This window comes from Bacteroides sp. AF39-11AC, from assembly GCF_003474285.1.
Lineage (GTDB): Bacteria > Bacteroidota > Bacteroidia > Bacteroidales > Bacteroidaceae > Bacteroides.
The window spans coordinates 200580-227038 of record NZ_QROH01000003.1 but is presented as its reverse complement, the minus strand read 5'-3'; the positions used below and the strand labels follow the sequence as shown (position 1 = coordinate 227038).

Sequence of the window (26459 nt, the reverse complement as noted above, 5' to 3'; positions counted from 1 at the left end):
AGACGTGTTTATTTCAATAATATTCGTAAAGCTTCATTGACGACTGAGGGATGTCTGTTATCCGGTATATTTGCAGTGTAGATCGGTGATTTACATTCACTTTAAAATTTTAATCAATATGGCAACATCCATGAATTATTCAGTGGTGGCTCGTAAAAATCCTTCTAAGAAGAGTGAGCCCGCCAAGTATTATGCCCTGGCGCAAGCTTCGGGCGAGTTGGACTTCGACGAAATGTGCGAAGCGATAACCGGACGTACTACTTGTACGGAAACTGATGTGCGTGCCGCACTGGCGGGCATCATCTATGAGGCGAAACGTGCTCTGAAAGCGGGGCGTATCGTCAGGTTGGGAGATTTGGGGTCTTTGCAGATGGGCGTCAGCAGTACAGGCGCGGAGAAGGCGGAAGATTTCACAATATCCATGATTAAGAAATCACATATCAACTTCCGCCCCAGCAAGGGGTTGACGGACATCACAAAGACGATGGCGTACACGCGTGTGGTGACGCGAAGTATGCAGTCGTCCGAGTCGGGTGGTTCTGCTGATGGAGGGATTGAAGAGAATCCGTTGGGATAGAATCACTAAATATTAAATCACTAAAAACTGATCGTTATGAAGAAGATTACCTGGGACACAGTATTGAAAGTTGTTATTGCGATGGCTTCTGCCTTATTGGGGGCGTTGAGTGCACATGCTATGACGATATAAATGGTATGCCGGTTATGAGAAAGATTGATCTGATTATTATTCACTGTTCCGCCACAAGGGCGGACAGTGATTTCAGTGCGCAGGACGTGGATACGGCGCACCGTTACAGGGGCTTTTCATCGTGGGGGTATCACTATTATATCCGAAAGTCGGGACAGGTGGAGCTGATGAGGCAGGAAGATGTGCCTGGGGCGCATGCCCGGGGATATAATGCAAACAGTCTCGGAGTGTGTTATGAGGGTGGGCTGGATGTGAACGGACGTCCCGCCGATACGCGGACCTTACGACAGAAAGAGGCGATGCACCGACTGGTAGCCAGTCTGTTGCAGAGTTATCCGGGGGCGCGGGTGGTGGGACACCGGGATCTGAGTCCTGATAAAAACTACAACGGCATTGTAGATCCTTGGGAAAGGACGAAAGAGTGTCCTTGTTTTGAAGTAAAAGCGGAGGCGTGGGAGTAAAAAACTCCCCGCCTTTTTTTGTGCGTGTTGAAGTATTGTTATATTTGTGGCAACATATAGAAAGACACTATTGGATATGAAACACAGATTTATCTCTGAGAGATGTAAAATATTTGTTTTGCTTCTTCTGTTGGCAGCCGGTTCGGCTGCACTTCGTGCCCAGGATCAGCCGGGCATTAAAAACATACGTACGGTGGTGTATGAGCCGCTACTGAAGGACACTACGTGGGTGACCGGTAAGGTGGTGGATTACATTACATTCGTGAAGTACGACAGTAAAGGTCGTAAGATGGTAGAGAACAGGCTGAAGCCGGACGGCAGTCCGCATGGTAAACTGGTGTATGTGTATAACCCTGCCGGACAGGTGTCGCGTGAGATTTATGCAACTGCGGATAAAGGAGTCAGCGATTGTTGGGGCTATACATACGATGAAAAAGGGCGGCTGAATTGCATTGCCTATATGAACGGGCAGGAAGATACACTCCAGATTACTTCTGCTTTGTATGATGAAGCGGGAAAGATATTGAAAACGTACTCCAGAGACTATGTGAAAAAGAGGTCATCGGGCAGACAAGTACTGTATAATGCGGATGGAACGCCGGAGAAGATCATCTTGATGGGTGGTCCGGATGAAAAGATGGAACGCGTGGGAGAATACCCGATTGGAAAGGGGGATACACTGACGCTGAAAAGAAGGGGGGCACTACAGTTAGGTAAGATGCGGGTGGTGAAAGATGATAATCAGAAGAATCCGATTCGGAAGATAGATGAAGCGGGTAACTGGACAGAGCGTTTTGAAGGTTGCAATGAATATGGAGAACCGAATTTCATTATCCGCAGGGATATAGAGTATGCAGGCGGTGGAAATGACTGGGAGAAAATACCCGTGCGCGGTAAAGTGAAGAAGGTACAGCAAAGGTCGTACGTTGCCATCGCCAAAGGTCCGCAGGCGGTGGATAAGGGAGAGAAGAAAGGGCAGTTCTTCGTTTACGAGTTTGGTGAAAACGGACGGAAAGTAAAAGAGGAACGGTTCACGGATGCGGGAGTATGCCGGGAGAAGATTCAGTATGAATATAATGAGAATGGGAATTTGTCGAAAGAAAGTCATTATACGCCGGCGGATGTGCTGACGGTAAACAAGAGTTATGGATATGATAAGGAAGGGCGTCTCAAGCACTGTTCAATACTGGATGATAAGGGTGAAATTATGCAGCGGGATGTGTTTCGCTATGACATAGAAGGTAATATGGTACAGGAAGTGGGTTACCTGACGAATGGAACAAAATGTAGTGAGTTCCGTTATATATATGATTCCTATGGGCAGCAAATAGAGCAGAAAGTGCTGTTGCAGCCCGAAGGAGCCGATCCGGTTGGCTCTGTTCGGAGAGGCTATAATTTTCAGGGACGTGTAGTGTTCGAAGAATATCTTTCACCGGATGGTACATCTCAAAGCCAGCATACGTATCGGTACAATACCAAAGGGGAACTGATTTCCGGAACAGAGCGTCCGGAAGGGCAAACCGAAGAAGTGAAATACGTCTATAAATTCCATAATGACAATCAGGGAAACTGGAAAATCAGAATCAAGTATATAGATGATGTGCCGGTGGTGTACGAAGAGCGTGAATATACATATTATTAGTGTGGATATTAGGCGCGGATTACACGGATTGCGCGGATTTAAAGCTGCGCTATTGTGTCAATTAACTAAAAAATTCGCGTAATCCGTGTAATCCGCGCCTAAAAAAGTACCATTTACAATCTTTTTGTAGAATCTGCGAAACTTGAATTAAAAATAAAAACGAAATTGTATGAAGAAGATTATTAACCCGTGGAAAGATTTGGAAGGGTACAATTGTTTCGGTTGTGCTCCCCATAATGAGTCCGGTGTGAAAATGGAGTTTTACGAGGATGGCGACGAGGTGGTGAGCATCTGGAAGCCGCGTCCGGAGTATCAGGGTTGGTTGAATACGCTGCATGGTGGCATTCAGTCGGTGTTGCTGGATGAAATTTGCGGATGGGTGGTAGTGCGTAAGTTGCAGACAAGCGGGGTGACTTCGAAGATGGAAACTCGTTTTCGTAAACCGGTGTCGACTAAAGACTCGCATGTCGTGTTGCGGGCTTCCATACGCGAGCAGAAGCGGAATATCGTGATTATCGATGCGAAACTTTATAATGAAGCGGGAGAGGTGTGCTCGGAGGCGGTATGCACTTACTTCACTTTTCCGAAGGAGAAGGCGGAGCAGGAAATGCACTTTCATCACTGCGATGTGGAGAAGGAGGAGATTCTGCCGCTGATTTAAGTTTGCTTACTATGGACGGTTAATGAATATAATTTTAGGCGCGGATTACGCGGATTACACGGATTCTTTTCCTGTAATATAGTGTGATAGCGCAGTCATTAATCCGTGTAATCCGCGTAATCCGCGCCTAAAATTATTATCGGCATTTAGTTCATTACTTTCCCATAATAAATTGATCTGTGCAAATCAGTGTAATTTGTAACGTAAACTAAGAAAATGATAGGAAAACAAAACTTTTTGTGATAAATCTTTGGAAGTTTCAAACGGATAGTTTACTTTTGTCGCATCAAACAAAAGAATTGTATGAAAAATATTGTTGCACATCATCACCATCATCATTACCTGACGAATAATCGGTAGGCGTATGATTGTATGTGCATAATGAATAAACATATAAACGACGAGGCTTGCCGGATAATGGCAAGCCTCGTTTTTTTGTTTTCAAGAGTTTGGTTAAGTCTAGTTTAGTTTTTGTGAGTAGTTAAATCGTAAAATTATAAATAAGATTATGTTATTAAGAATTGCAGTACAAGCTAAAGGTCGTCTTTATGACGAGACAATGTCATTTCTGGGAGAGTCGGATATCAAATTGAATGCAGTGAAACGTTCATTGCTGGTACAATCGTCTAATTTTCCTGTTGAGGTGTTATTTTTGCGTGATGATGATATTCCGCAGTCGGTGGCAACAGGCGTGGCGGATATAGGTATCGTGGGCGAGAATGAATATGTGGAGAAGAATGAAAATGCAGAGATTGTAAAGCGTCTCGGATTCAGCAAATGCCGTTTGTCACTGGCTATTCCGAAGGATATCGAATATCCGGGTGTGCAGTGGTTTGAAGGACGGAAGATTGCGACGTCGTATCCGGGTATTCTCAGCACATTCTTGAAAACGCAGAATGTGAATGCGGAGATACATGTGATTACAGGTTCTGTAGAGGTGGCACCCGGCATCGGGCTGGCGGACGCGATTTTTGATATTGTTAGTTCGGGGTCTACGCTGGTGAGCAACCGGTTGAGAGAAGTGGAAGTGGTGATGAAATCGGAAGCACTGCTGATTGGTAACAGGAATCTGTGTGACGAGAAAAAGGAAATCCTGAAGGAGTTGCTTTTCCGTATGGATGCTGTGAAGACGGCGGAAGATAAGAAATATGTGCTGATGAATGCACCGAAAGAACAGTTGGAAGAGATTATCCAGGTGCTTCCGGGTATGAAGAGCCCGACGGTGATGCCGTTGGCACAGGAGGGCTGGTGTTCGGTACATACAGTGCTGGATGAAAAGTGCTTCTGGGAGATTATCGGAAAGCTGAAGTCGCTGGGGGCAGAAGGGATTTTGGTGCTGCCGATTGAGAAAATGATATTGTGATGTACTTTTCTTTTGTCTTGAGACAAAAGAAAAGATACCAAAAGAAAAACTCAAGGCTGCACTTCCGGAGCTACTCCGGTAGCATTTTCAGCTAAAGGGCAGGAACTCGCTACGCTCAAACAGACTGCCCTTCTTGACGCTGAACATACTACCTGCGTTTGACGCTCCTACAGTGAGGCCGGGGACCATTCGGGGTGATAGTGCAGAGGTGATGGTGTAGGGGTGATAGTGTAGAATGAATCTTAAAAATGGAATAGGGTATGAAATTAATAAATAATCCGGATAGATCACAGTGGGCGGAGATACTGAAACGTCCGGTGATGAATACTGAGAATCTGTTCGATACGGTGCGGGGGATTATAGACCGCGTGAAGTCGGACGGTGACCGTGCGGTGCTGGAGATGGAGGCGAAGTTTGATAAGGCGGAGCTGACATCGCTGGCGGTGACGGAGGCGGAACTGAAAGAGGCGGAGACGCTGGTGGATGAAAGGCTGAAGGCGGCTATCCGTCTGGCTAAACAGAATATAGAGACTTTTCATGCTGCACAGCGCTTTGAGGGCAAGAAGGTGGAAACCATGCCGGGCGTGACGTGCTGGCAAAAGGCGGTGGCTATTGAAAAGGTGGGATTGTATATTCCCGGAGGAACAGCTCCTCTGTTCTCTACGGTGCTGATGCTGGCTGTGCCTGCAAAGATTGCGGGTTGTAAGGAGATTGTGCTTTGCACACCGCCGGATAAAGAAGGAAGGGTGCATCCTGCTATTCTTTTTGCTGCACAGGTGGCAGGGGTGAGCCGGATATTCAAGGCAGGTGGCGTGCAGGCTATTGCTGCGATGGCTTACGGAACGGAAAGCGTGCCGAAGGTTTACAAGATATTCGGTCCGGGAAACCAGTATGTGACGGCAGCGAAACAGTTGGTCAGTCTGCGTGATGTGGCGATTGATATGCCTGCCGGTCCGTCGGAAGTGGAAGTGCTGGCGGATGAAACGGCGAATCCGGTATTTGTAGCTGCGGACCTGCTGAGCCAGGCTGAACACGGTGTGGATAGCCAGGCGATGTTGATTACCACTTCGGAGGCTTTGCAACAGGCCGTGAAAGAGGAAGTGGAACGTCAGTTGGAACTTCTGCCCCGTAAGGAAATTGCGGAGAAATCTCTTGCCAACAGTAAGCTTATCGTGGTGAAGGATATGGAAGAGGCCATCGAACTGACGAACGAATATGCGCCCGAACACCTGATTGTGGAAACTGCGGACTATATGCAGGTGGCAGAACGTGTGGTGAATGCGGGTTCCGTCTTCTTGGGATCGCTCTCTCCGGAAAGTGCGGGAGATTATGCTTCGGGAACGAATCATACCTTGCCGACAAACGGATATGCGAAAGCTTATAGCGGTGTGAGCCTGGATAGTTTTATCCGCAAGATTACGTTTCAGGAAATCCGTCCGGAGGGTATGAAGAATATAGGCCCTGCCATTGAAGAGATGGCGGCAAACGAACATCTGGATGCGCACAAAAATGCGGTAACAGTGAGATTGAAAACAATATAGAATACAAATTACATGGATTACACGAATAAGGGTAAAGATGAAATTTGTGTAATCCGCGTAAATAGTGTTCAATACTTTATCATATTTATAGATCATGAAAACATTGCAAGAACTGACCCGTCCGAATATCTGGAAGCTGAAGCCTTACTCTTCGGCACGTGATGAATATAAAGGCGTAACGGCATCGGTATTTCTCGATGCGAACGAGAATCCGTACAATCTGCCGCATAACCGCTATCCCGACCCGATGCAGTGGGAACTGAAAACGGAACTTTCCAGGATAAAGAAAGTGTCTCCCGAGCATATTTTCCTGGGCAATGGTAGCGACGAAGCTATCGACCTGGTCTTCCGTGCTTTCTGTGAGCCGGGAGTGGACAATGTGGTGGCTATCGATCCCACTTACGGCATGTATCAGGTGTGTGCCGATGTGAATAATGTGGAGTATCGCAAAGTCCTGCTCGACGAGCATTTCCAGTTCTCGGCAGACAAGTTGCTGTCTGCTGCGGATGAACGGACGAAGTTGATTTTCCTGTGTTCGCCTAATAATCCTACCGGAAACGATTTGTTGCGCAGTGAGATAGAGAAGTTGCTGCGTGAGTTTGAAGGGCTGGTGATACTGGATGAGGCGTACAGTGACTTTTCAGAATCACCGTCGTTCTTGCTGGATTTAGATAAATATCCGAATCTTGTTGTGTTCCAGACTTTTTCTAAAGCATGGGGCTGTGCGGCTATCCGCTTGGGAATGGCGTTTGCTTCTACGGAAATCATCGGCATCCTGAGCAAGATAAAGTACCCTTATAATGTGAACCAACTGACTCAGAAACAGGCGATAGAGATGTTGCATAAGTACTATGAGATAGAGCGTTGGGTGAAGAGGCTGAAAGAGGAACGCGAGGATTTGAAGAAACGTTTTTCCGAACTGCCGTTGACGGTGGAAGTATTTCCGTCTGATGCCAATTTCTTTCTGGCACGGGTGACGGATGCGGTGAAGATCTATAATTATCTGGTAGGAGAGGGGATCATCGTCCGCAACCGTAATTCTATATCGCTGTGTGGCAACTGCTTGCGTGTGACGGTAGGAACGAGGATGGAGAATGATAAACTGATAGAAGCATTGAAAAGCTATGAGTAAGAGAGTATTATTTATAGACCGTGACGGGACTTTGGTGATTGAACCGCCCGTAGATTACCAGTTGGATTCGCTGGAAAAGTTGGAGTTTTATCCCAAAGTGATGCGTAACCTGGGCTTCATCCGTAGCAAATTGGATTTTGAGTTTGCGATGGTGACCAATCAGGATGGGTTGGGCACGGCATCTTTCCCGGAAGAAACTTTCTGGCCTGCGCATAACCTGATGATGAAGACGCTGGAAGGTGAAGGGATTACGTTTGATGAAATCTTCATCGACCGCAGTATGCCGGAAAATATGGCGCCTACCCGGAAGCCGCGCACAGGGATGTTGACGAAGTATCTGAATAATCCGGAGTACGATCTTGCCGGAAGTTTCGTTATCGGCGACCGCCCGACGGATGTGGAACTGGCTAAGAATCTGGGTTGCCGGGCTATTTATTTGCAGGATGATACTACGTTGCTGAAACCGGAATCCGAAGGTGGAACAGCCGCTTGCGAAGGTTTGGAAGAGGTATGCGCCCTTGTTACGAAAGATTGGGATAAAGTTGCCGAATTCCTTTTTGCCGGAGAACGGAAAGCGGAAGTACACCGCACGACCAAGGAAACGGATATTTTCGTGTCTCTGAATCTGGATGGTAACGGTGCCTGCGACATCCATACCGGACTGGGTTTCTTCGATCACATGCTGGAGCAAATAGGCAAGCATGGCGGTCTGGACCTGACGATCCATGTGAAAGGCGATTTGGAAGTGGACGAGCATCACACCATAGAGGACACTGCGATTGCATTAGGCGATTGCATCTATCAGGCATTGGGAAGCAAGCGTGGCATCGAGCGTTATGGCTATGCCCTGACGATGGATGACTGCCTTTGCCAGGTTTGCCTGGACTTCGGCGGACGTCCCTGGCTGGTATGGGATGCAGAATTCAATCGTGAAAAGATAGGTGAGATGCCGACAGAGATGTTCCTGCATTTCTTCAAATCCTTGAGCGATGCCGCCAAGATGAACCTGAATGTAAAAGCGGAAGGCCAGAACGAGCACCATAAGATAGAAGGCATTTTCAAAGCGCTGGCCCGCGCAATAAAGATGGCGGTGAAGAGGGATATCTATCACTTTGAATTGCCGAGTTCGAAGGGAGTGCTTTAATTAGTGATTAGTGGGTAGTGATTAGTGATTAGTGGCTGCGCTGTAACGCCGCATGGTACTAATCACTAATCACTACCCACTAATCACTAATTACCGTCCGTTTCTGGACATCCCCACTGTCCGATAATGAACACCCACCCCTACCCAGAAGCATCCTGACGCTTTGGCACGCTCTTTGCTTTTCTGTTTACAACTATTTTTTGATAAACATGAAAAGGAATATTTTACTCGCAGCTTGGATGCTATTTCCGTTCGCCGCTTTTGCACAGAACGATACATTGACAAACGAACGTGAACGTCTCATCACTTTAAATGAAGCGATAGCTTTGGCACGTACCCAGTCAGTGGATGCCGCCGTAGCGCTGAATGAATTGAAGACTTCATACTGGGAATATCGTACCTTCCGTGCCGACCTGTTACCGGAAGTGAATCTGAACGGTACTTTACCCAATTACAATAAATCTTACAGCAGATATCAAAACTCGGATGGTTCCTACTCATTCGTGCGTAACAATACGCTGGGACTTTCCGGAACGCTCTCCATAGACCAGAACTTATGGTTTACGGGCGGTAAACTGTCACTGGCCTCTTCTCTTGAATATATCAAGCAATTAGGATCCGGAGGAGATAAACGGTTTATGTCCGTCCCCGTCAGTCTGGAGTTGTCGCAACCTATCTTCGGAGTGAACAATCTGAAATGGAACCGCCGTATCGAACCGGTGAGATACGCAGAAGCGAAAGCAGCCTTTATCACTGCTACGGAACAAGTGACGATGAAGACAATCACTTATTTCTTCAATCTGCTGCTGGCAAAAGAAAATTTGAAAACTGCCCAACAGAATAAGGTGAATGCCGACCGCCTCTATGAAGTGGCAATGGCAAAGCGCAAGATGGGGCAGATTTCTGAAAATGACCTGTTGCAGTTGAAATTGAATGCTTTGCAGGGCAAGGCGGATGTGACGGAAGCAGAGAGTAACCTGAATGCGAAAATGTTCCAGTTGCGTTCCTTCCTCGGTTTGTCGGAAGACGAGAGCCTGAATCCGATGCTGCCGAATTCTGCACCGGATATGAAGATGGAATATAATCTTGTATTGAACAAGGCTCTGGACCGGAACTCGTTTGCACAGAATATCCGTCGTCGCCAGTTGGAAGCGGACTATGAAGTGGCTACGGCTCGCGGAAATTTGCGCAGTATCGACCTGTTTGCCAGTGTGGGTTATACGGGGCAGGATCGTGATTTGACTTCCGCTTACAAGGGGCTGCTTGATAACCAGATTGTGCAGGTGGGTGTGAAAGTACCTATCTTGGACTGGGGAAAACGCCGCGGAAAAGTACGTGTGGCAAAGAGTAACCGTGAAGTGGTGCTTTCCAGAATCCGTCAGGAACAGATGGACTTCAATCAGGATATTTTCCTGCTCGTAGCGAACTTCAATAATCAGGCACAACAGTTGGGCATTGCACAGGAAGCTGACGGCATTGCCGAAAAACGTTATAAAACCAGTGTGGAAACCTTTATGATCGGACAAATCAGTACGCTGGACCTGAACGACGCACAGAAATCAAAAGATGAAGCCAGACAGAAACATATTTCCGAGCTCTATTATTATTGGTACTATTTCTATCAGATCCGCAGTCTGACACTTTGGGATTTTGAACGGAATTGTGAGCTGGAGGCGGACTTTGAAGAAATTGTGAGAGACTGAGTTTGAGTTATGAGTTATGAATAATAACTTATAACTCATAACCGTTTTTCGCTTGTTATTGAAAAAAACTGTGATATTCTGTGCTTTCTGTGTGAAATCGTTTATTTTTGCAAACCATAAAACAACGAAATCTTATGATACTGATAATCGACGATGATAGTGCCGTACGTTCTTCCCTCAGTTTTATGCTGAAACGTGCAGGATATGAAGCGCAAACTGTTCCCGGACCGCGCGAAGCAATGGATGTGGTGCGTGCCGAGGCACCTGCCCTCATTTTGATGGACATGAACTTCACCCTTTCCACAACGGGAGAAGAAGGATTGACTTTGTTGAAGCAAGTGAAAATATTCCGCCCCGATGTACCCGTTATCCTGATGACAGCGTGGGGGAGTATACAACTTGCCGTGCAGGGTATGCAGGCAGGCGCGTTCGACTTTATCACGAAGCCTTGGAACAATGCCGCTTTGCTGCAACGCATCGAGACTGCCCTTGAACTGACTGCCGTTCCGAAAGATGCGCCGGAAGAACAGAGCGAGACGCTGAACCGCAGCCATATCATCGGAAAATCTCAGGGATTGATGGAAGTGCTGAATACAGTGGCACGCATTGCGCGTACCAATGCCTCGGTACTGATTACGGGTGAGAGTGGAACAGGTAAGGAATTGATTGCCGAAGCCATCCACATCAACAGCCAGCGGGTGAAACAGCCGTTTGTAAAGGTCAACCTGGGTGGTATCTCGCAGAGCCTTTTCGAAAGCGAAATGTTCGGCCATAAGAAAGGGGCCTTTACGGATGCCACTACAGACCGTGTAGGGCGCTTTGAACTTGCCAACAAGGGTACTATCTTCTTGGATGAAATCGGTGACCTCGATCCTTCCTGTCAGGTGAAACTGCTCCGTGTATTGCAGGATCAGACGTTTGAAGTGCTGGGGGACAGCCGCCCCCGCAAGACGGATATCCGTGTAGTATCCGCTACCAACGCCGACCTCCGCAAGATGGTATCGGAACGTACCTTCCGCGAAGATTTATTCTATCGTATCAACCTGATAACCGTTAAGTTGCCATCCCTTCGCGAACGTCGTGAAGATATTCCTTTGCTGGCACGCCACTTTGCCGACCGTCAGGCAGAGCTTAACGGACTGCCCCGCACGGAATTCTCGGCAGATGCCCTGAACTTCCTTTCCCGCTTGCCTTATCCGGGAAATATCCGTGAACTGAAGAATCTGGTAGAGCGTACGATTCTCGTCAGCGGAAAGACGACACTGGAAGCTTCGGATTTTGACGCACAATATCTGCGTCCTAATGAACCGGTGAAGGCTTCGGACGCATCGTCTCTGGCAGGCATGACGCTGGATGAAATAGAGCGTCAGACTATTTTGCAGGCGCTCGATCGCCATAAAGGAAATCTCAGTCAGGTGGCTATGACGCTCGGCATCAGTCGTGCCGCGCTTTATCGTCGACTGGAAAAGTTTAATATAACAGTCACAGAAAAGTGATAAGTGGTAAGTGATAAGTGATTAGTACAATGCGGCATTAAAGCGCAGCCCGCTAATCACTTATCACTTACCGCTTATCACTAATCACTGACCACTAATCACTAATTACGTGAGAATAAAGTTCTATTTCTCCATACTTGTCCTTTTCCTTCTGGGGTTAGGTGGCGTGCTTCTCTACTTGGCAAAGGGGATGAAGCCGTTACACCTCTACATTGTGGAGGGAATCATTGTATTCATTCTGGTGTTCCTGTTCATCTTCTACCGTAAGATAGTGAAACCGATGAATATTATCGGCAGCGGTATGGAATTGCTGCGCGAACAGGATTTCAGCAGCAGGCTCAGCAAGGTAGGGCAATACGAGGCGGACCGCATTGTAAATGTGTTCAACCGCATGATGGAGCAATTGAAGAACGAACGTTTGCGTCTGCGCGAGCAAAACCATTTCCTGGACTTGCTTATCCAGGCTTCGCCGATGGGAGTTGTCATTACCACACTGAACGGTGAAATATCCCAGCTCAATCCGATGGGATTGAAGATGATGGGCGTACGCCTGGAAGAAGTGATGGGGAAGAAAATTGAGAATATAGACTCTCCTCTGGCTGAAGAACTGGCGAATATCTCAAAAGATCAGACGGCAGTGGTGCGTCTGAATGACTCGAATATCTATAAGTGCACCCATTCATCCTTTATAGACAGAGGTTTTCATCATCCTTTCTATCTGATAGAGAAGATGACGGACGAGGTGATGCGTGCTGAAAAGAAAGCGTATGAGAAGGTGATCCGCATGATTGCCCACGAGGTGAACAATACGACGGCGGGTATTACGTCTACACTTGATACCGTGGAACAAGCTCTTTCCACCGAAGAGAATATGGAGGATATCTGCGATGTAATGCGCGTTTGTACCGAGCGTTGCTTCTCCATGAGCCGCTTTATCACCCGTTTTGCCGATGTCGTGAAGATTCCTGAGCCCACCTTGGTTACGGGCAAACTGAATGAATTGGCCTCCATGTGTAAACGCTTTATGGAGGGTATGTGCAACGACCGGAATATTCTTCTCTGGCTGGAATGTGATCCGAAGCTGGAACCGGTACGCTTTGATGCGGCACTGCTGGAACAGGTATTGGTGAATATTATCAAGAATGCTGCGGAAAGTATCGAACATGCGCCCGAAGGAACGATCCAGCAGGGTAGGGTTGTAGTCCGCACAATCGCTCCTACCACGATTGAAGTGGTGGATAATGGCCCCGGTATAACAAAAGAGACTGAAGCAAAGCTCTTCAGTCCCTTCTTTTCCACCAAACCGAACGGGCAGGGAATCGGTCTGGTGTTTATTCGTGAGGTGCTTACCCGTCATGGGTGTACGTTCTCTTTACGCACGTACAGTGATGGGTTGACACGGTTCCGCATTATTTTTCCGTAGTCTTTTTCCACGCCTTTGCGTATTCGTCAAGAATCCGCTTGATGCCCTGGCCGATGACCACATAGTCCTTTTCGTTCAGGTTGGCAAGCGAGGCGCGTATGCTCCATTCCGGACCATCGAAGCCACCGCCGTTCAGCAGGACGAGAGACGTTTCTTTTGCCAGGCGGAATACGACGTTCAGCGGGCTGTAGGTACGTTTCAGGTATTCTACGAAATCATCTCCATAGAACTTCTTTGCCCATACCAGCATGTCGATCTCCGTATAATATCCTACGCGGAGCGGGTCTTTTATCAACGTGAATCCCGTATTATCCCACAAGGCATGCAGACGCTTCTCAATGATTTCCATCATCTTCAGTTTATATTTGTTTTCCTTATCCAGCAGGGCGAAGGAAGCGAATAAACTCATTTGCATCTGTTGGGGCAATGACAGGCCGGCGGTATGGTTCAGTGCAACCTGTCGGCTGTCGGCTACCATGCGGTCGATGAATTTCATTTTTTCGGGGTGCAGGGTCAGACTTGAGTAACGGCGGTTCAGCGCATTGCGTTTATCTTCCGGCAGGCGGGCAATTTGCTTGTCATAAATGTTGTCTTCGTGCAGGGCGATGACGGCATCACGCCAACCGGTAGCTCCGAAATATTTGGAGAAGGAATAGACGCAAAGCGTATTGTGCGGCAGTTCAGCCATGAATGAGCGGAAGTGCGGACTGAATGTGCCGTATACATCATCTGTGATGACCATCAGGTTGGGGTTATCATTCTTCACGATATCGACAATGCGTGCCATCGTCTCCGGACTGAGGGCGTAACTGGGCGGATTGCTGGGGTTGGTGACGAAGAGCGCTTTGATGGCGGGATCTTTCAGGCGGTCGATGTCCTTGTCATTGTACTGCCAGAGGTGGAATCCGTCGTCCGTCATGCGGTCGGCATGCAGTTCTATCATGTTGAACTGGTAGCGGCTCAGTTGCGGAATTTCAATGTAGGGGGTGAAAGCGGGTACCATCAGGGCGATGCCGTCACCTTTATCCAGCAGGAAGTTCTCCTGGAGGGAGTCGAAGAGGTAACACATGGCGGCGGTTCCGCCTTCGGTGGCAAAGAGGTCGAATGTGCCGCGGGGAGGGCGGTTATCGCACATTTCTTGCGACAGGTAATCTTGCACCAGTATTTCGGTGAAGTGCAGGATGCGGTCGGGCACAGGGTACTGGTCGCCGATTACGGCTTCTGCCCATTCATGCACCAGGGAGTCGGGATCGGCGGCATGTTGCATTAACAGGTAGTTATAGGTCTGCTCCAGGAGCTTGGCACCGTGGGCGGCATTGTTCTTTTTGAGGAAAGCTTCGAAGCGGGAGGCGATGCCTTCTTTTTGAGGAATGCCGGCGATGCCTTCGGGGAGGTTCATGACGCGGCGACATTCTTCGAGTCCGAACTGTCCCAGGAGGAAGAAAGCTTCGCGAGGGGTGGTAGCTATCCAGTTAGGGTTACCGCGTCCGGCGTTCAGCATCGTGCGGGCAGTTTTCTTCAGGCTTTCATCGGCCATATCAATCAATTGGTTTTTCAGCTCGAATGGGCTGATTGTTTCCATTTTCTTTTCAAAGTTTTTGGTATCCATTTCGTTAAGTTTTAATTGTTATCATCTAATTTTGGGGTGTAATAGACTAATCCTGTGAGTGCGATAGACTGACTCTCGGGATGCAAGAATCTATTCTCGGAGATGCATAAAACTATTCATACCATAACTGTTATTGTATCTTACAATAACTGTGTTGCTTTCTTACAATAGATATATTTCTTTATTACAATAGTTGTTGTAAGAATAATAATATGCATCTTGAAGATTAGTTCTTCGCATCGCGGCGATTAGTTTCTTGCATACGGTATATCAGTTGTATGCTATATCCGCCGGGTTAAATCAGCAGTACGATGACGACACCCCATATTATTAATAAAGTGTTGCCCACAGCATACGTTACGGTATAGCCCAGCGCAGGCGTTTCGCTTTCCACTGCATCTTGTATTGCTCCCAGCGCGGCTGTCGTTGTACGTGCTCCGGCACAGCATCCCAGTGTTATTGCAGGGTGGAACTTGAAGACGTACTTACCCAGTAGCAAACCGATGATCAACGGCAGGGTAGTGGCTATGGCCCCCACAATGAACAAGCTGAGCCCGACATCCCGGAAACCCTGTACAAAACTCGGTCCGGCGGCTATTCCTACTACTGCGATGAACATATTCAGCCCTACATTATTCAGTACCCACAGAGAAGCTTCGGGAATGCGTCCGAACGTAGGATGCTTGCTGCGCAGCCAACCGAAGAATAATCCGGCTATCAATGCACCTCCACTCGTACTCAGACTGATGGGAACACCACCGATGTGGATGGATAATGCACCGAACAAACCGCCTATCAGAATACCTAATCCTACGAATATCATATCCGTTTGGTGGGTAGGCCGGTCCACATATCCTATTTGTGCAGCGGCACTTTCCACTTCCTGCTTTGTGCCTACTACTTCGATGACGTCGCCGGCATCCAATTTGGTCTGTGCCAGTACGGGTATTTCAATTCCCGCACGCTTGATGCTGCGGATGCTGACGCCATGCATGAATTTGTGCCGGCGGATATTCGCCACTGTCTTTCCGGCGAACGTTTTCTTTGTGACCGTGACAGGTAACGTTTCTGCGGGGAAATCAAGCAACTGTGCGTCCTGTACTTCATTGCCTATCCAGTCCTCTTCGCCGATAACGAATTCACGGCGTCCGCTGAGAACGACTTCGTCTCCTATATTCAATACGGTATTCGGGGATACATCCCGAACGACTCCTTGCTTGCGCAGGCGCTCTACGAACAGGCGTTTACCATCTTTCTGGAAGTACATTTCCAGGTCTATCACCCGACGGCCTTGCTTGAACCATTCGTTTTCTATCTTGTAGGCGCGGAAAGTTACGGGGCGTGCGGCGTGCATGAAGCCCGGTTCGTCTGCCTCGGAACTGCCCATTTTGGCTTCCAGTTCTTTGCAGGCGGCTTTCACTTTCTCCAGTCCGCCCAACAGTTTGGGACCGAGGGAGGAGAGTACCCAGGCTGAACCTGCCGTACCGAAAACGTAAGTCACAGCGTATGATACGGGGATGATATTGATATAACTTTGGCGTTGCGCCTCGTCCAGTCCCATGTTTGCCATGGTGTCTTCGGCCACTCCGATGACGGCGGAGATGGTTTGCGAACCTGCCAGTAATCCGGCGGCTTCACCGGGATTATAGCCCATCACGAGGGCGAGAAGCCAGGTCACCACCAATACCGATACACACATCAGTACGGCAAAGCCTACCTGGGGGAGTCCGTCCTTTTTCAGCCCGCGGAAGAACTGCGGTCCCACTTTATACCCGACGGCGAACAGAAAGAGAAGAAAGAACACTGATTTGATGGGGCCCGGTACGTCGATCTTCAGTTGTCCTACCAATACGCCTACAAGCAATACGCTTGTGACCGTCCCCAAGCTGAACTTCCCGATACGTAGTTTGCCAAGCCAGAACCCCAGGAACAGGGTGAGGAATATGGCAAGTTCGGGGCGCTCCCTGAGCTGGTTTATTATCCATTCCATAATTAAGTTGTTTAGGTTATTAATTGGTTTTCGATGCTTTTTGCGTCGTTTAAAGTATATACAACAGCTTGCCAAAGGAAGTGTTTTGCGCAAAAGTGGTTTTTTAGAACATTTATTCAGCAAAACTGAACTTTATAAAAAAGTTTTCTTACGTACCTTTGCGGGCGTTAAAGAAGGAGGAATGATTATTTAGCGAAAATTGGTACGCGTTCGTCCGCCTGATCCGCGTCGTCCGCGTCCCCATTCCCCCCTGAATTCTCATTCATCTTTCAACATTATAAAAATAGGTATGAGGTTTACTTTTTTAAGGATTTTATTGTTCATCAGCCTTTGCTGGATGAGCTTCCCCCTGCAAGCACAATATGTGGTACAAGGTGTTGTTACAGACTCGTTAACCCGTGAGCCTCTCCCTTATACATCTGTATATCTGAAAGGTACTACCGAGGGAGGCATGACCAACGACAAAGGACAGTTTTCTTTCAATACCTACCGCCCCCAAGCCGTGCTGGTTATTTCTGCCATTGGATATAATGAATACACCCGCCTTATTCATCCGGCACAAGGCATCCGCCTTACCATCGCCCTTTCTCCGGCAACGTATGCCCTGAACGAAGTGGTGGTAAAGCCTAAGCGGGAGCGATACAAGAAAAAAGATAATCCCGCCGTGGAATTTGTGAGACAGATGATAGAACATCGGGATGACTATTCGCCCAAAGAGTTGGACTTCTGGCAACGGGACCGTTATGAGAAGATGACCTTTGCCATCAACAACTTCGACAGTGCAAAGCAGCAGAAGTGGCTTTATCGTAAATTCAAGTTCCTGACGGACTACGTAGATACTTCCGCCGTTACGGGAAAGCCTGTGCTTGCCGTTTCCAACCGTGAGCTGCTGGCTACGGATTATTACCGCAAATCTCCCAAAAGTCAGAAACAACGCGTACATGCCCGCCGACAGGCCGGTGTGGATGAGATGCTTTCGCAGCAAGGCATGGAGCAAGCCATCAGTGTGACAATGACCGATGTCGATATTTATGAAAACAACATCACACTGTTCACCAATAAGTTCGTAAGCCCGCTTTCTTCCCTGGGACCTTCATTCTATAAATATTATCTGATGGACACGCTTACGATAGCGGGCCAGCCTTGTGTGGACCTGACGTTCGTACCCTTCAATTCCGAGTCCTTCGGTTTTACGGGACATTTGTACGTTACGTTGGACAGTACCTATTTCGTGCGTCGTTCCACCATGAACTTTCCACAGAAGATCAATCTGAATTTTGTGGATTATATGTCTTTGGAACAGAACTTTACCCGTGGGGCGGATGGTACGCGCCAGTTGGCTGACGAACATATCACCACCGAATTCAAGCTGGTGGACAACAGTGACGGTATCTATGCCAAGCGGGATGTGTATTACAGGAATTATGTGTATGAACCTTCTGCGGATGCCCTTTCGGCCTTCAAGAAGCCGGAAAAAGTGATTGAGCCGGCCGAAGCAACGCATCGCACGGAAGCTTACTGGGACGATAACCGTCAGGTGGAAGTCAGCAAGAAGGAAACTTCCGTTGATAAAATGATGGCGCAGCTTCGCACGTATCCTGTCTATTACTGGACGGAGAAGACCTTGAAAGTGCTGTTTACCGGCTACATACCCGCACCTAAAGAGAAAGAACCCCTGTTCTATATAGGTATGATGAATACCACCATAAGCGGCAACACCCTGGAAGGTGTGCGCCTGCGTGCGGGCGGTATGACTACGGCGTGGCTCAATCCGCACCTGTTCTATAAAGGATATATGGCCTACGGTTTTAAAGACCACCGGATGAAGGGGATGGCGGAAGTGGAATATTCTTTCCATAAGAAGAAGGAGTATGCCAACGAATTTCCTATTCACTCTTTGAAAGCACGATATACCTCGGATGTAAACCAATACGGGCAGCATTACCTCTATACCAGTCAGGACAACGTATTCCTGAGCTTGAAGCGCCAGAAGGACGACCGGATAGGCTATCAGCGCAAGGCGGAGCTGACTTACACCAATGAGTTCCATTCCGGCTTCTCTTTTCAGCTCACTTCCCGATTCCGGCAGGATGAGTCTTCGTATCTCATCCCTTTCCTGAAACAGGATGAGATGGCAACGCCCGTGAAGAATATATCGAATACCGAGTTTGAAGTAAAATTGCGTTATGCGCCGAATGAAAAATTCTTTCAGACGCAATGGAACCGCTTCCCGGTATCACTGGATGCTCCGGTCTTCTCGCTTTCGCATACGATGGCTGCAAAAGGAGTGTTGGGCGGCGATTACACCTATCAATATACAGAGGCCGGTTTTCAGAAACGTTTCTGGTTTTCGGCCTTCGGCTATACGGACGTCATTCTGAAAGCCGGAAAAGTTTGGGATAAAGTACCTTTCCCGTTACTGATTATCCCGAACGCCAACCTCTCTTATACCATTCAGCCGGAGTCTTACTCCCTGATGAATGCCATGGAGTTTATGAACGATGAATATGCTTCGTGGGACGTTACTTACTATCTAAATGGCTTTTTGTTCAACCGCGTACCTTTGCTGAAAAAGTTGAAATGGCGTGAAGTCCTTTCGTTTAGGGGATTGTACGGGAATTTGAGCGACAAAAATAATCCGACAGTCAGCAATGACCTCTTCCGTTTTCCCGTCACAACCTCTTATATGGGAGATACTCCTTATATGGAAGTGGGGGTCGGTGTAGAGAATATTTTGAAGGTGCTTCGCTTCGATTATGTCTGGCGATTAACTTACAGAAATCTGCCCGGAATTGATAAATCCGGTCTTAGAATCAGTCTGCACATGACCTTTTAACTTAAATCTTACTAACAGAACATTAAATCGGATAAAAAGACGAGTCTCAATTGAACAAAATAGTCTAAATTTGAGCAATTTTTTAAACTTTAAAAGATACAATGGCAATGAAAGAAAACATTAAGCCGGCAACTGGTCGTTTGGGTGTACTGGTAGTCGGAGTGGGTGGCGCGGTCTCAACCACCATGATAACGGGTACGTTAGCTGCTCGTAAGGGACTGGCAAAACCTATTGGGTCTATTACACAGATGGCCACAATACGCATGGAGAACAACGACGAAAAGCTGATTAAGGACGTAGTGCCTTTGGCAGATTTGAACGACATTGTTTTCGGCGGATGGGATATCTTCCCTGATAATGCATACGAAGCTGCGATGTATGCAGAAGTTCTGAAAGAAAAAGATTTAAATCTGGTAAAAGAGGAATTGCAAGCCATCAAGCCGATGCCTGCTGCCTTTGACCACAACTTTGCAAAACGCCTGAATGGTACGTATATCAAGAACGCCGCTACCCGCTGGGAAATGGTGGAGCAACTGCGTGAGGATATCCGTAACTTCAAGGCTGCCAACAACTGCGAGCGTATTGCCGTGCTGTGGGCTGCAAGTACCGAGATCTACGTTCCGTTGTGTAAAGAACACGAGTCGCTTGCCGCTTTGGAAGAAGCAATGAAGGCTAATAACACGGAAGTGATTTCTCCGAGTATGTGCTATGCTTATGCTGCAATTGCAGAAGGTGCTCCGTTCATCATGGGTGCTCCTAACCTGTGCGTAGATACTCCGGCAATGTGGGAATTCTCTAAGAAGATGAATGTGCCCATTTCCGGTAAGGACTTCAAGAGTGGACAGACACTGATGAAAACAGTGCTCGCTCCGATGTTCAAGACTCGTATGCTGGGTGTAAGCGGTTGGTTCTCTACCAACATCCTGGGTAACCGTGACGGTGAAGTGCTCGATCAACCCGAAAACTTCAAAACAAAAGAAGTCAGCAAGCTGTCTGTTATCGATAACATCTTCGAACCGGAAAAATATCCCGACCTCTATGGTGATGTTTACCACAAGGTTCGTATCAACTACTATCCTCCCCGTAAAGATAATAAGGAAGCATGGGATAACATCGACATCTTCGGATGGATGGGTTACCCGATGGAAATCAAAGTAAACTTCCTGTGCCGCGACTCTATTCTTGCAGCTCCTATTGCACTCGACCTCGTTATTTTCAGTGACCTGGCATTGCGTGCAGGTATGTCTGGAATCCAGACCTGGTTGTCATTCTTCTGCAAGAGCCCGATGCACGACTTTGAGCATGAACCGATCCATGATCTGTTCACTCAATGGAGAATGGTGAAAGAAACAATCCGTACGATGGTGGGTGAAAAATCACCGAGCTATCTGGATTAATAAATAATAATAAGGTGATAAGGTGGTAGAGTGATAAAGTGGTGATGTAGTATTACTTTACCGCTTTACCATTTTATCACCTTATCACTCTTTTATATCTTTTTTCTATGAGGAGACCTTCCTTCTTCCCTGTCCTGATAGGCACGGGCTTCGGCTCAGGCTTTTCTCCCTTTGCTCCGGGCACGGCGGGCGCTTTACTCGCTACGCTAATCTGGTTCGGACTTTCTTTACTCATATCAGAAACCTGTCTGTTGTGGACGACTGTCGCATTGATATCCCTGTTCACCGTAGCCGGCATTTGGGCTACCGACCGTCTGGAACCCTACTGGGGTGAAGATCCGTCGCGCGTGGTGGTGGATGAGATGGTAGGTGTGTGGATCACGCTTCTGGCAGTTCCGGCAGGTCATATCTGGTATGGACTGGCAGCATTTGTTTTGTTCCGCTTCTTTGATATTCTGAAGCCGCTGGGCATCCGGCGGATGGAAAACTTGCCGGGTGGAGTCGGGGTGATGATGGATGATGTATTGGCGGGAGTGTATGGTTTCATCGTTTTAATAGTGGCAAGATGGTGGATGGAGTAGATGAACAGAGTCGGTTTGCAGGTTGGCGCAGGGAAGTGTGGCTTTTTATGAAGGCGCAGCTTTCTGCACAGATAGCCACTGTAATCGATTTTCTGATAACTATTCTGTTGGTGAAATTGTTTGGTGTATACTATTTGTATGCCACATTTATCGGTTCCGTGGTTGGCGGCATGGTCAATTGTGTAATCAACTATGAATGGGTATTTAAGGCGGAAGACTGCAAGAAGATACATGTGGGGCTGAAGTATTTCATAGTATGGGGTGGGAGCATCCTTATCAATACATGGGGTACTTTTGCTTTGACGGAATGGCTGGCAGGAATGAAGTGGGTGAACGGGTTGCTGGGATATTACGTCTATGACGTGTTTATCCTCTCTAAAATCACGGTAGCCTTGCTGGTTGCATTTTTCTGGAATTATTATCTGCAACGGGTCTTCGTCTACCGGAACCACAACTTAAAAAGATTTCTGAAACAACGTTTGGAGAAAAAATAGAATGAACATGAATTACAGAGACTGGCTGCAACAGGTGATATACAAGATTATCAATCCCGTTGTGCGTGGCATGATTAAAATTGGCATTACGCCTAACTTTATTACTACTACCGGGTTGATACTTAACATTGTGGCTGCCGGTATATTTATTTATGCAGGGTTGGTTACAGATTCGGAAGAGGACCTTTCTTTAGTGGGATGGACAGGCGGACTGATACTCTTCGCCGGGCTGTTTGACATGATGGATGGCCGCGTGGCGCGTCTTGGCAATATGTCTTCCACCTTCGGGGCGTTGTACGATTCGGTGCTCGACCGTTACAGTGAACTGTTTACTTTGTTCGGTATATCCTATTATCTTATATTGCAGGGATATTTCCTGGGTTCCATTATTACTTTCCTTGCTTTGATCGGTTCGCTGATGGTAAGTTACGTACGCGCACGTGCCGAAGGTCTGGGACTGGAATGTAAAGTGGGTATTATGCAGCGCCCTGAGCGAGTGGTGCTGACCAGTCTGGGAGCCCTGTTCTGCGGTGTATTTTCCGATTGCACGCTCTTCGACCCAATGCTGATCCTGATTGTTCCTCTGGCAATCATTGCCATATTGGCTAATCTGACGGCTTTTGTCCGCTTGGTACATTGCTATAAACTTTTGAATAAATGATAAAAAGATATTTCCCTCCGGTGAGAGAGACGGCATTGCTGGTAGTCATTACGTTGGCTTTCCTGTTGCTGACGGCTACTTGCATCGGACTTCGTACGGAGCATTTTCTAATGACGGGCTTGTTCCTGTTTCTGTTTTTTGCAGGAAAGACAACCCGTAAGCTGGCAGTGGCTTTGCTGCCATTTGTTATTTTCGGGATTTCCTACGACTGGATGCGGGTGTACCCCAATTACCAGGTGAACCCTATCGATGTGCAGGGCTTGTATGAAGCGGAGAAGTCTCTTTTCGGTATATCCGTGAATGGGGCTACGCTGATTCCTTGTGAATACTTTGCCATACATCACTGGCCGGTAGCCGATTTCTTTGCTGGGGTGTTCTATCTCTGCTGGGTGCCTTTGCCTATAGCTTTCGGTTTGTGGCTTTATCTGAAGGGAGATCGCCGGATGTATCTCCGTTTTGCCATGGTCTTCCTGCTGGTTAATCTTATTGGCTTTGCCGGATATTACATTCATCCTGCCGCTCCCCCTTGGTACGCTATGAACTATGGATTTGAGGCGATGCTGAATACTCCGGGAAATGTGGCGGGACTGGGGCGTTTTGACGAACTGCTGGGATGCACGATATTCGACTCTATCTATGGGCGTAATGCAAATGTATTTGCAGCCGTTCCTTCGCTGCATGCGGCATATATGGTTGTGGCGTTGGCTTATGCTATAATGAACCGTTGTAAGGGTTGGCTGATAGCATTATTTGCATTTATTATGGTGGGTATCTGGTGCACAGCTGTTTATTCGGGGCATCATTATCTGATTGATGTATTATTGGGAATATTCTGTGCTCTCCTGGGCATCTTTGTCTTTGAAAAAGGGTTGATGAAATGGGGAGCGTTCAAGCGCTTCTTCGAACGTTATAGTAAATATATTGAATAATATAGTCCTCAAACAACTCTATGTAAATAGATGAAAAGATTTTGTTGATAACCAAAATATTCAGAAGTATTATAACAGAGACCAAGAGTCCTTTTCAGTCTCTGTTATAATTTTAAATTTAGACTATTTCTTTTTTCTCTTATTTTTATTCAGTTTTTGAATATCCTGCTCCAGTTCTTTGATGCTTTCCAATCGTTCCAACTGTTTTTGTACCTCCTTGTATTTGTCATACTCGCCAGCGGCTTTTTGCAGTGCCAATTTATGAGAGATTGATCCCGCGTGCTCCAATATGTTTTTATCATTCATCGTAAGTACCTGCTTCAATTTCTCAATCCAATCCCGCATATACATCGGTTTGTGCTGTATTGCCTGAGTCTCTGCATAAGCAAGGAATTGTTCTACGATCAATTTCAAAAGCCCAATCTCTTCTTCATTCAAGTAATTCTTTCCAATTTCTACATCTGCCTTACGAACCTTATTGGGTAAAGATGTCGATGTCAGCCCCATTTGCGGCAATGTGGCATTTGCCCGATCAGTTCCGCCGCAGTTTTCCCGCTGACCGCCCAAAGAAGTTTGTTTTGCACCTCTTTATAAAAGGCAAGGGTCATTTCATCGGACGGATCGTAATCAATGCTTGTGGCATAAATATCTTTGATTTGTTGATAGAAAAGCCGTTCGGACAAGCGAATCTCCCGAATTCTGTCTAACAGTTCCCGAAAGTAGTTCATTGACGAGCCGCTCTTGAATCGCTCATCGTTCAGAGCAAATCCCTTGATGATATAATCCCTCAAACGCTGTGTCGCCCAAATACGAAACTGCGTACCTTGCACAGATTTCACCCGATAGCCAACTGAGATAATTACATCCAGATTGTAATAATTAACTTCGTGGCTTTGGGTCTTATTTTCGATCGCACCATGCTGAGTGGTTGTTCGGAATTTCCGAACAACCATATTTTCATTCAGTTCTCCTTCCTCGAAGATATTTTTGATATGCTCACTTATAGTAGATTTAGCCTTTCCAAACAGAGACCCAATCTGCGTCTGTGTCAGCCAAACCGTCTCTTCAGAGAATAGTACATCAACTTTTATCGTACCATCCTGAGACTGATATATGATGATTTCATCTTGTTGTTCCATGTATACTTCTAAATGTTAGAATTGCCCTTCACTCCTTAATTATTATTTATTTTAAAACTATTCTCAAATCGCTACGGTTTTTAGGCAATATAACCGCTTGAGTCATAGAATCTCTCTTTCATATCAACATTCAGAAGATTAGCTATTTTATCGAAAGTTTCAACGTTCTCTGCTAAAACGACTTGTAATCTATTGATACGCTCCATTTCAATTGATTTAACTTGATATTTCATGTAAAGATATTGATTATTCCCGAAAACGACATGATATTTAGCAAAAAAATGAAAGCACCGTGCTATTTATCAGGCTTATTACTGCGCCCTGCGCTAAGTCTCAATTTTTTTCCTATCTTTGAACAAAATAATACATTTATAACCATAAATAATTAGAAAAATGATTCTTGTAGACGACATGCTTGCGGTAGCATTTCAATATCGGGACACAGAATTGTGGAAAGAGTTGACAGATAGTGATGTATTTGCATTTCGCCTATCCGATGGGGAAACCGGATATTGTTGCGTGATGGGAAATGCAGGTGAACACCTTGCCTTGGGTTTCTACCGGGGGCGAAAAGGTTTCACTACTTATTTGAAAACTATCAGCTTAGGCAATGAACATCTCTCAGAAATCGAAATGTTTGAAATGACAACAACTTTCGATTGTATCAATTGCGACTTTATGCAAGCATCTGACATGGATGTGAAAACAAAGAAAATTATCCGTAATTATGCCGATGCCCATAAGCTGAAGATTCGACGCTCTAAAGGCTGGCCTGACTTTACCCGGTATCAGCCTGGAAAGATGCAGTATGGCATCACTTGTATGGAGGATGCGCGTGATATCGTTGAGGCGCTTCGGGCCGCTATTGCTGTGGCGGCAAAGGTGACAACCTCTGACTTTGTAAAGCTGGGCTTTGATGTAAATGGCAACTATCCTACCGCAAAGGGTGGAAAATCTGTTCCGTACCTTATTCCCAATTCCGATGGTACATACGAGTGGAATATTACTCAGCTTCCTGCTTTTCTGCCTGATGAGTGTGTTGCACCAAAGTTTGCCAACGACATACTGGCAGGCGAGATGAAAAAGTTGCCTGTTTCCGGGACATTACAAATGAAGTATCTGCATATGCCGACGCCCATAGATGCAGATGAGGATGAAGCTCCTTACCTCCCTACCGTATTACTTTGTTTGGATACCGCCAACGAGTTGGTATTTCCCATTTTGACTCAGGATGCTTTGAACAACAATCCAGAGGAGTTACTATTGAAGTTAGTCAATGTTTTGCGCGAGCAGGGTAATAAACCTCACGTCATTGAGGTGGAAGATAACAAAACTGAATTCTTGTTGAAGGATTTTTGTTCCCGGTGCGGCATTCATCTTTCCCGCAAGAAAGAACTTCCGGAGGTTGGCGATGCTTGCTTCTTCCTGTTCAGTAATTTTATGATGTAGTTGTGGGGACTTTTATCCCTTCGGTTGTGGAGAAACGTAAACTCTTATTATGGCTATACTACTTTATGCCGGTATTTCGCATATAATAATATAATAAAT

General features: G+C 46.8%; 22 protein-coding genes and 1 pseudogene. 19 read left to right on the top strand and 4 right to left on the bottom strand.

From position 1 onward, the window contains the following. Positions 1 to 118 precede the first annotated feature (118 nt). The 12 genes from DW036_RS06600 (at position 119) to DW036_RS06550 (ending at position 13275) form a co-directional block, all read left to right on the top strand. Entirely contained in the window at positions 119 to 577 is a 459-nt protein-coding gene (locus DW036_RS06600) for an HU family DNA-binding protein (protein ID WP_118462278.1), read from the top strand. Between the two features lie 36 nt (positions 578 to 613). After that, positions 614 to 709, top strand: a complete 96-nt coding sequence (locus tag DW036_RS25480; protein ID WP_022210678.1) for a smalltalk protein — start codon at positions 614 to 616, stop codon at positions 707 to 709. A gap of 14 nt (positions 710 to 723) precedes the next feature. Continuing rightward, positions 724 to 1170 (top strand): N-acetylmuramoyl-L-alanine amidase, encoded by a 447-nt coding sequence (locus tag DW036_RS06595; protein ID WP_118463140.1) that lies wholly within the window; start codon positions 724 to 726, stop codon positions 1168 to 1170. Between the two features lie 76 nt (positions 1171 to 1246). Then, positions 1247 to 2812, top strand: a complete 1566-nt coding sequence (locus tag DW036_RS06590; protein WP_118462276.1) for a hypothetical protein — start codon at positions 1247 to 1249, stop codon at positions 2810 to 2812. A gap of 169 nt (positions 2813 to 2981) precedes the next feature. Further along, a complete protein-coding gene (locus DW036_RS06585; RefSeq protein ID WP_118462275.1) occupies positions 2982 to 3473 on the top strand; it encodes a PaaI family thioesterase in 492 nt (163 codons plus the stop codon). A gap of 508 nt (positions 3474 to 3981) precedes the next feature. Beyond that, complete coding sequence (hisG, locus tag DW036_RS06580) at positions 3982 to 4836, top strand: ATP phosphoribosyltransferase (protein WP_118462273.1); 855 nt, start codon at positions 3982 to 3984, stop codon at positions 4834 to 4836. A gap of 260 nt (positions 4837 to 5096) precedes the next feature. Then, positions 5097 to 6377: a histidinol dehydrogenase gene (gene hisD, locus DW036_RS06575; RefSeq protein WP_118462271.1), complete on the top strand. Its 1281-nt coding sequence runs from the start codon at positions 5097 to 5099 to the stop codon at positions 6375 to 6377. Positions 6378 to 6471: 94 nt separating this feature from the next. Then, positions 6472 to 7509, top strand: coding sequence for a histidinol-phosphate transaminase (hisC, locus tag DW036_RS06570; RefSeq protein ID WP_118462269.1), 1038 nt, complete (start codon positions 6472 to 6474; stop codon positions 7507 to 7509). Then, positions 7502 to 8653 (top strand): bifunctional histidinol-phosphatase/imidazoleglycerol-phosphate dehydratase HisB, encoded by a 1152-nt coding sequence (gene hisB / locus DW036_RS06565; protein WP_118462267.1) that lies wholly within the window; start codon positions 7502 to 7504, stop codon positions 8651 to 8653. The genes hisC and hisB overlap by 8 nt, the downstream gene beginning before the upstream one ends. A gap of 209 nt (positions 8654 to 8862) precedes the next feature. Continuing rightward, positions 8863 to 10356 carry a TolC family protein gene (locus DW036_RS06560; RefSeq protein ID WP_118462265.1) on the top strand — a complete coding sequence of 498 codons (1494 nt, stop codon included), beginning with the start codon at positions 8863 to 8865 and terminating at the stop codon, positions 10354 to 10356. A gap of 134 nt (positions 10357 to 10490) precedes the next feature. Continuing rightward, positions 10491 to 11852, top strand: a complete 1362-nt coding sequence (locus tag DW036_RS06555; RefSeq protein WP_118462263.1) for a sigma-54 dependent transcriptional regulator — start codon at positions 10491 to 10493, stop codon at positions 11850 to 11852. 109 nt (positions 11853 to 11961) lie between these two features. Next, positions 11962 to 13275 (top strand): PAS domain-containing sensor histidine kinase, encoded by a 1314-nt coding sequence (locus tag DW036_RS06550; protein ID WP_118462261.1) that lies wholly within the window; start codon positions 11962 to 11964, stop codon positions 13273 to 13275. Here DW036_RS06550 and aspD read toward each other — a convergent pair. Beyond that, the gene (gene aspD, locus DW036_RS06545) at positions 13262 to 14884 is read right to left on the bottom strand and encodes an aspartate 4-decarboxylase (protein WP_118462259.1); all 1623 of its coding nucleotides are present in this window, start codon (positions 14882 to 14884) and stop codon (positions 13262 to 13264) included. The genes DW036_RS06550 and aspD overlap by 14 nt on opposite strands. A gap of 295 nt (positions 14885 to 15179) precedes the next feature. Continuing rightward, complete coding sequence (aspT, locus tag DW036_RS06540) at positions 15180 to 16874, bottom strand: aspartate-alanine antiporter (RefSeq protein ID WP_118462257.1); 1695 nt, start codon at positions 16872 to 16874, stop codon at positions 15180 to 15182. Positions 16875 to 17163: 289 nt separating this feature from the next. On the opposite strand from aspT, the gene DW036_RS06535 reads away from it, so the two are divergent. The 6 genes from DW036_RS06535 to DW036_RS06510 all read left to right on the top strand — a co-directional run bounded on the left by DW036_RS06535 (position 17164) and on the right by DW036_RS06510 (position 23772). Then, positions 17164 to 19710 carry a DUF5686 and carboxypeptidase-like regulatory domain-containing protein gene (locus DW036_RS06535; RefSeq protein WP_118462255.1) on the top strand — a complete coding sequence of 849 codons (2547 nt, stop codon included), beginning with the start codon at positions 17164 to 17166 and terminating at the stop codon, positions 19708 to 19710. A gap of 107 nt (positions 19711 to 19817) precedes the next feature. Further along, positions 19818 to 21107, top strand: coding sequence for an inositol-3-phosphate synthase (locus tag DW036_RS06530; RefSeq protein WP_118463137.1), 1290 nt, complete (start codon positions 19818 to 19820; stop codon positions 21105 to 21107). Between the two features lie 107 nt (positions 21108 to 21214). After that, positions 21215 to 21688 (top strand): phosphatidylglycerophosphatase A, encoded by a 474-nt coding sequence (locus DW036_RS06525; protein WP_118462253.1) that lies wholly within the window; start codon positions 21215 to 21217, stop codon positions 21686 to 21688. Next, complete coding sequence (locus tag DW036_RS06520; RefSeq protein ID WP_118462251.1) at positions 21673 to 22182, top strand: GtrA family protein; 510 nt, start codon at positions 21673 to 21675, stop codon at positions 22180 to 22182. The genes DW036_RS06525 and DW036_RS06520 overlap by 16 nt, the downstream gene beginning before the upstream one ends. Before the next feature lie 7 nt (positions 22183 to 22189). After that, positions 22190 to 22843 (top strand): CDP-alcohol phosphatidyltransferase family protein, encoded by a 654-nt coding sequence (locus tag DW036_RS06515; protein WP_118463134.1) that lies wholly within the window; start codon positions 22190 to 22192, stop codon positions 22841 to 22843. Beyond that, the gene (locus tag DW036_RS06510) at positions 22840 to 23772 is read left to right on the top strand and encodes a phosphatase PAP2 family protein (protein ID WP_118462249.1); all 933 of its coding nucleotides are present in this window, start codon (positions 22840 to 22842) and stop codon (positions 23770 to 23772) included. The genes DW036_RS06515 and DW036_RS06510 overlap by 4 nt, the downstream gene beginning before the upstream one ends. Before the next feature lie 123 nt (positions 23773 to 23895). On the opposite strand, the pseudogene DW036_RS06505 reads toward DW036_RS06510, so the two are convergent. Both DW036_RS06505 and DW036_RS25730 read right to left on the bottom strand, forming a co-directional pair. Beyond that, positions 23896 to 24911 (bottom strand): annotated as a pseudogene (locus tag DW036_RS06505) (virulence RhuM family protein). Positions 24912 to 24991: 80 nt separating this feature from the next. Then, positions 24992 to 25144, bottom strand: a complete 153-nt coding sequence (locus tag DW036_RS25730) for a hypothetical protein (protein ID WP_187374564.1) — start codon at positions 25142 to 25144, stop codon at positions 24992 to 24994. 160 nt (positions 25145 to 25304) lie between these two features. Here DW036_RS25730 and DW036_RS06500 point away from each other — a divergent pair, with 160 nt between their 5' ends. Next, positions 25305 to 26360, top strand: coding sequence for a hypothetical protein (locus DW036_RS06500; RefSeq protein ID WP_118462247.1), 1056 nt, complete (start codon positions 25305 to 25307; stop codon positions 26358 to 26360). The last annotated feature ends 99 nt before the right edge of the window (positions 26361 to 26459 follow it).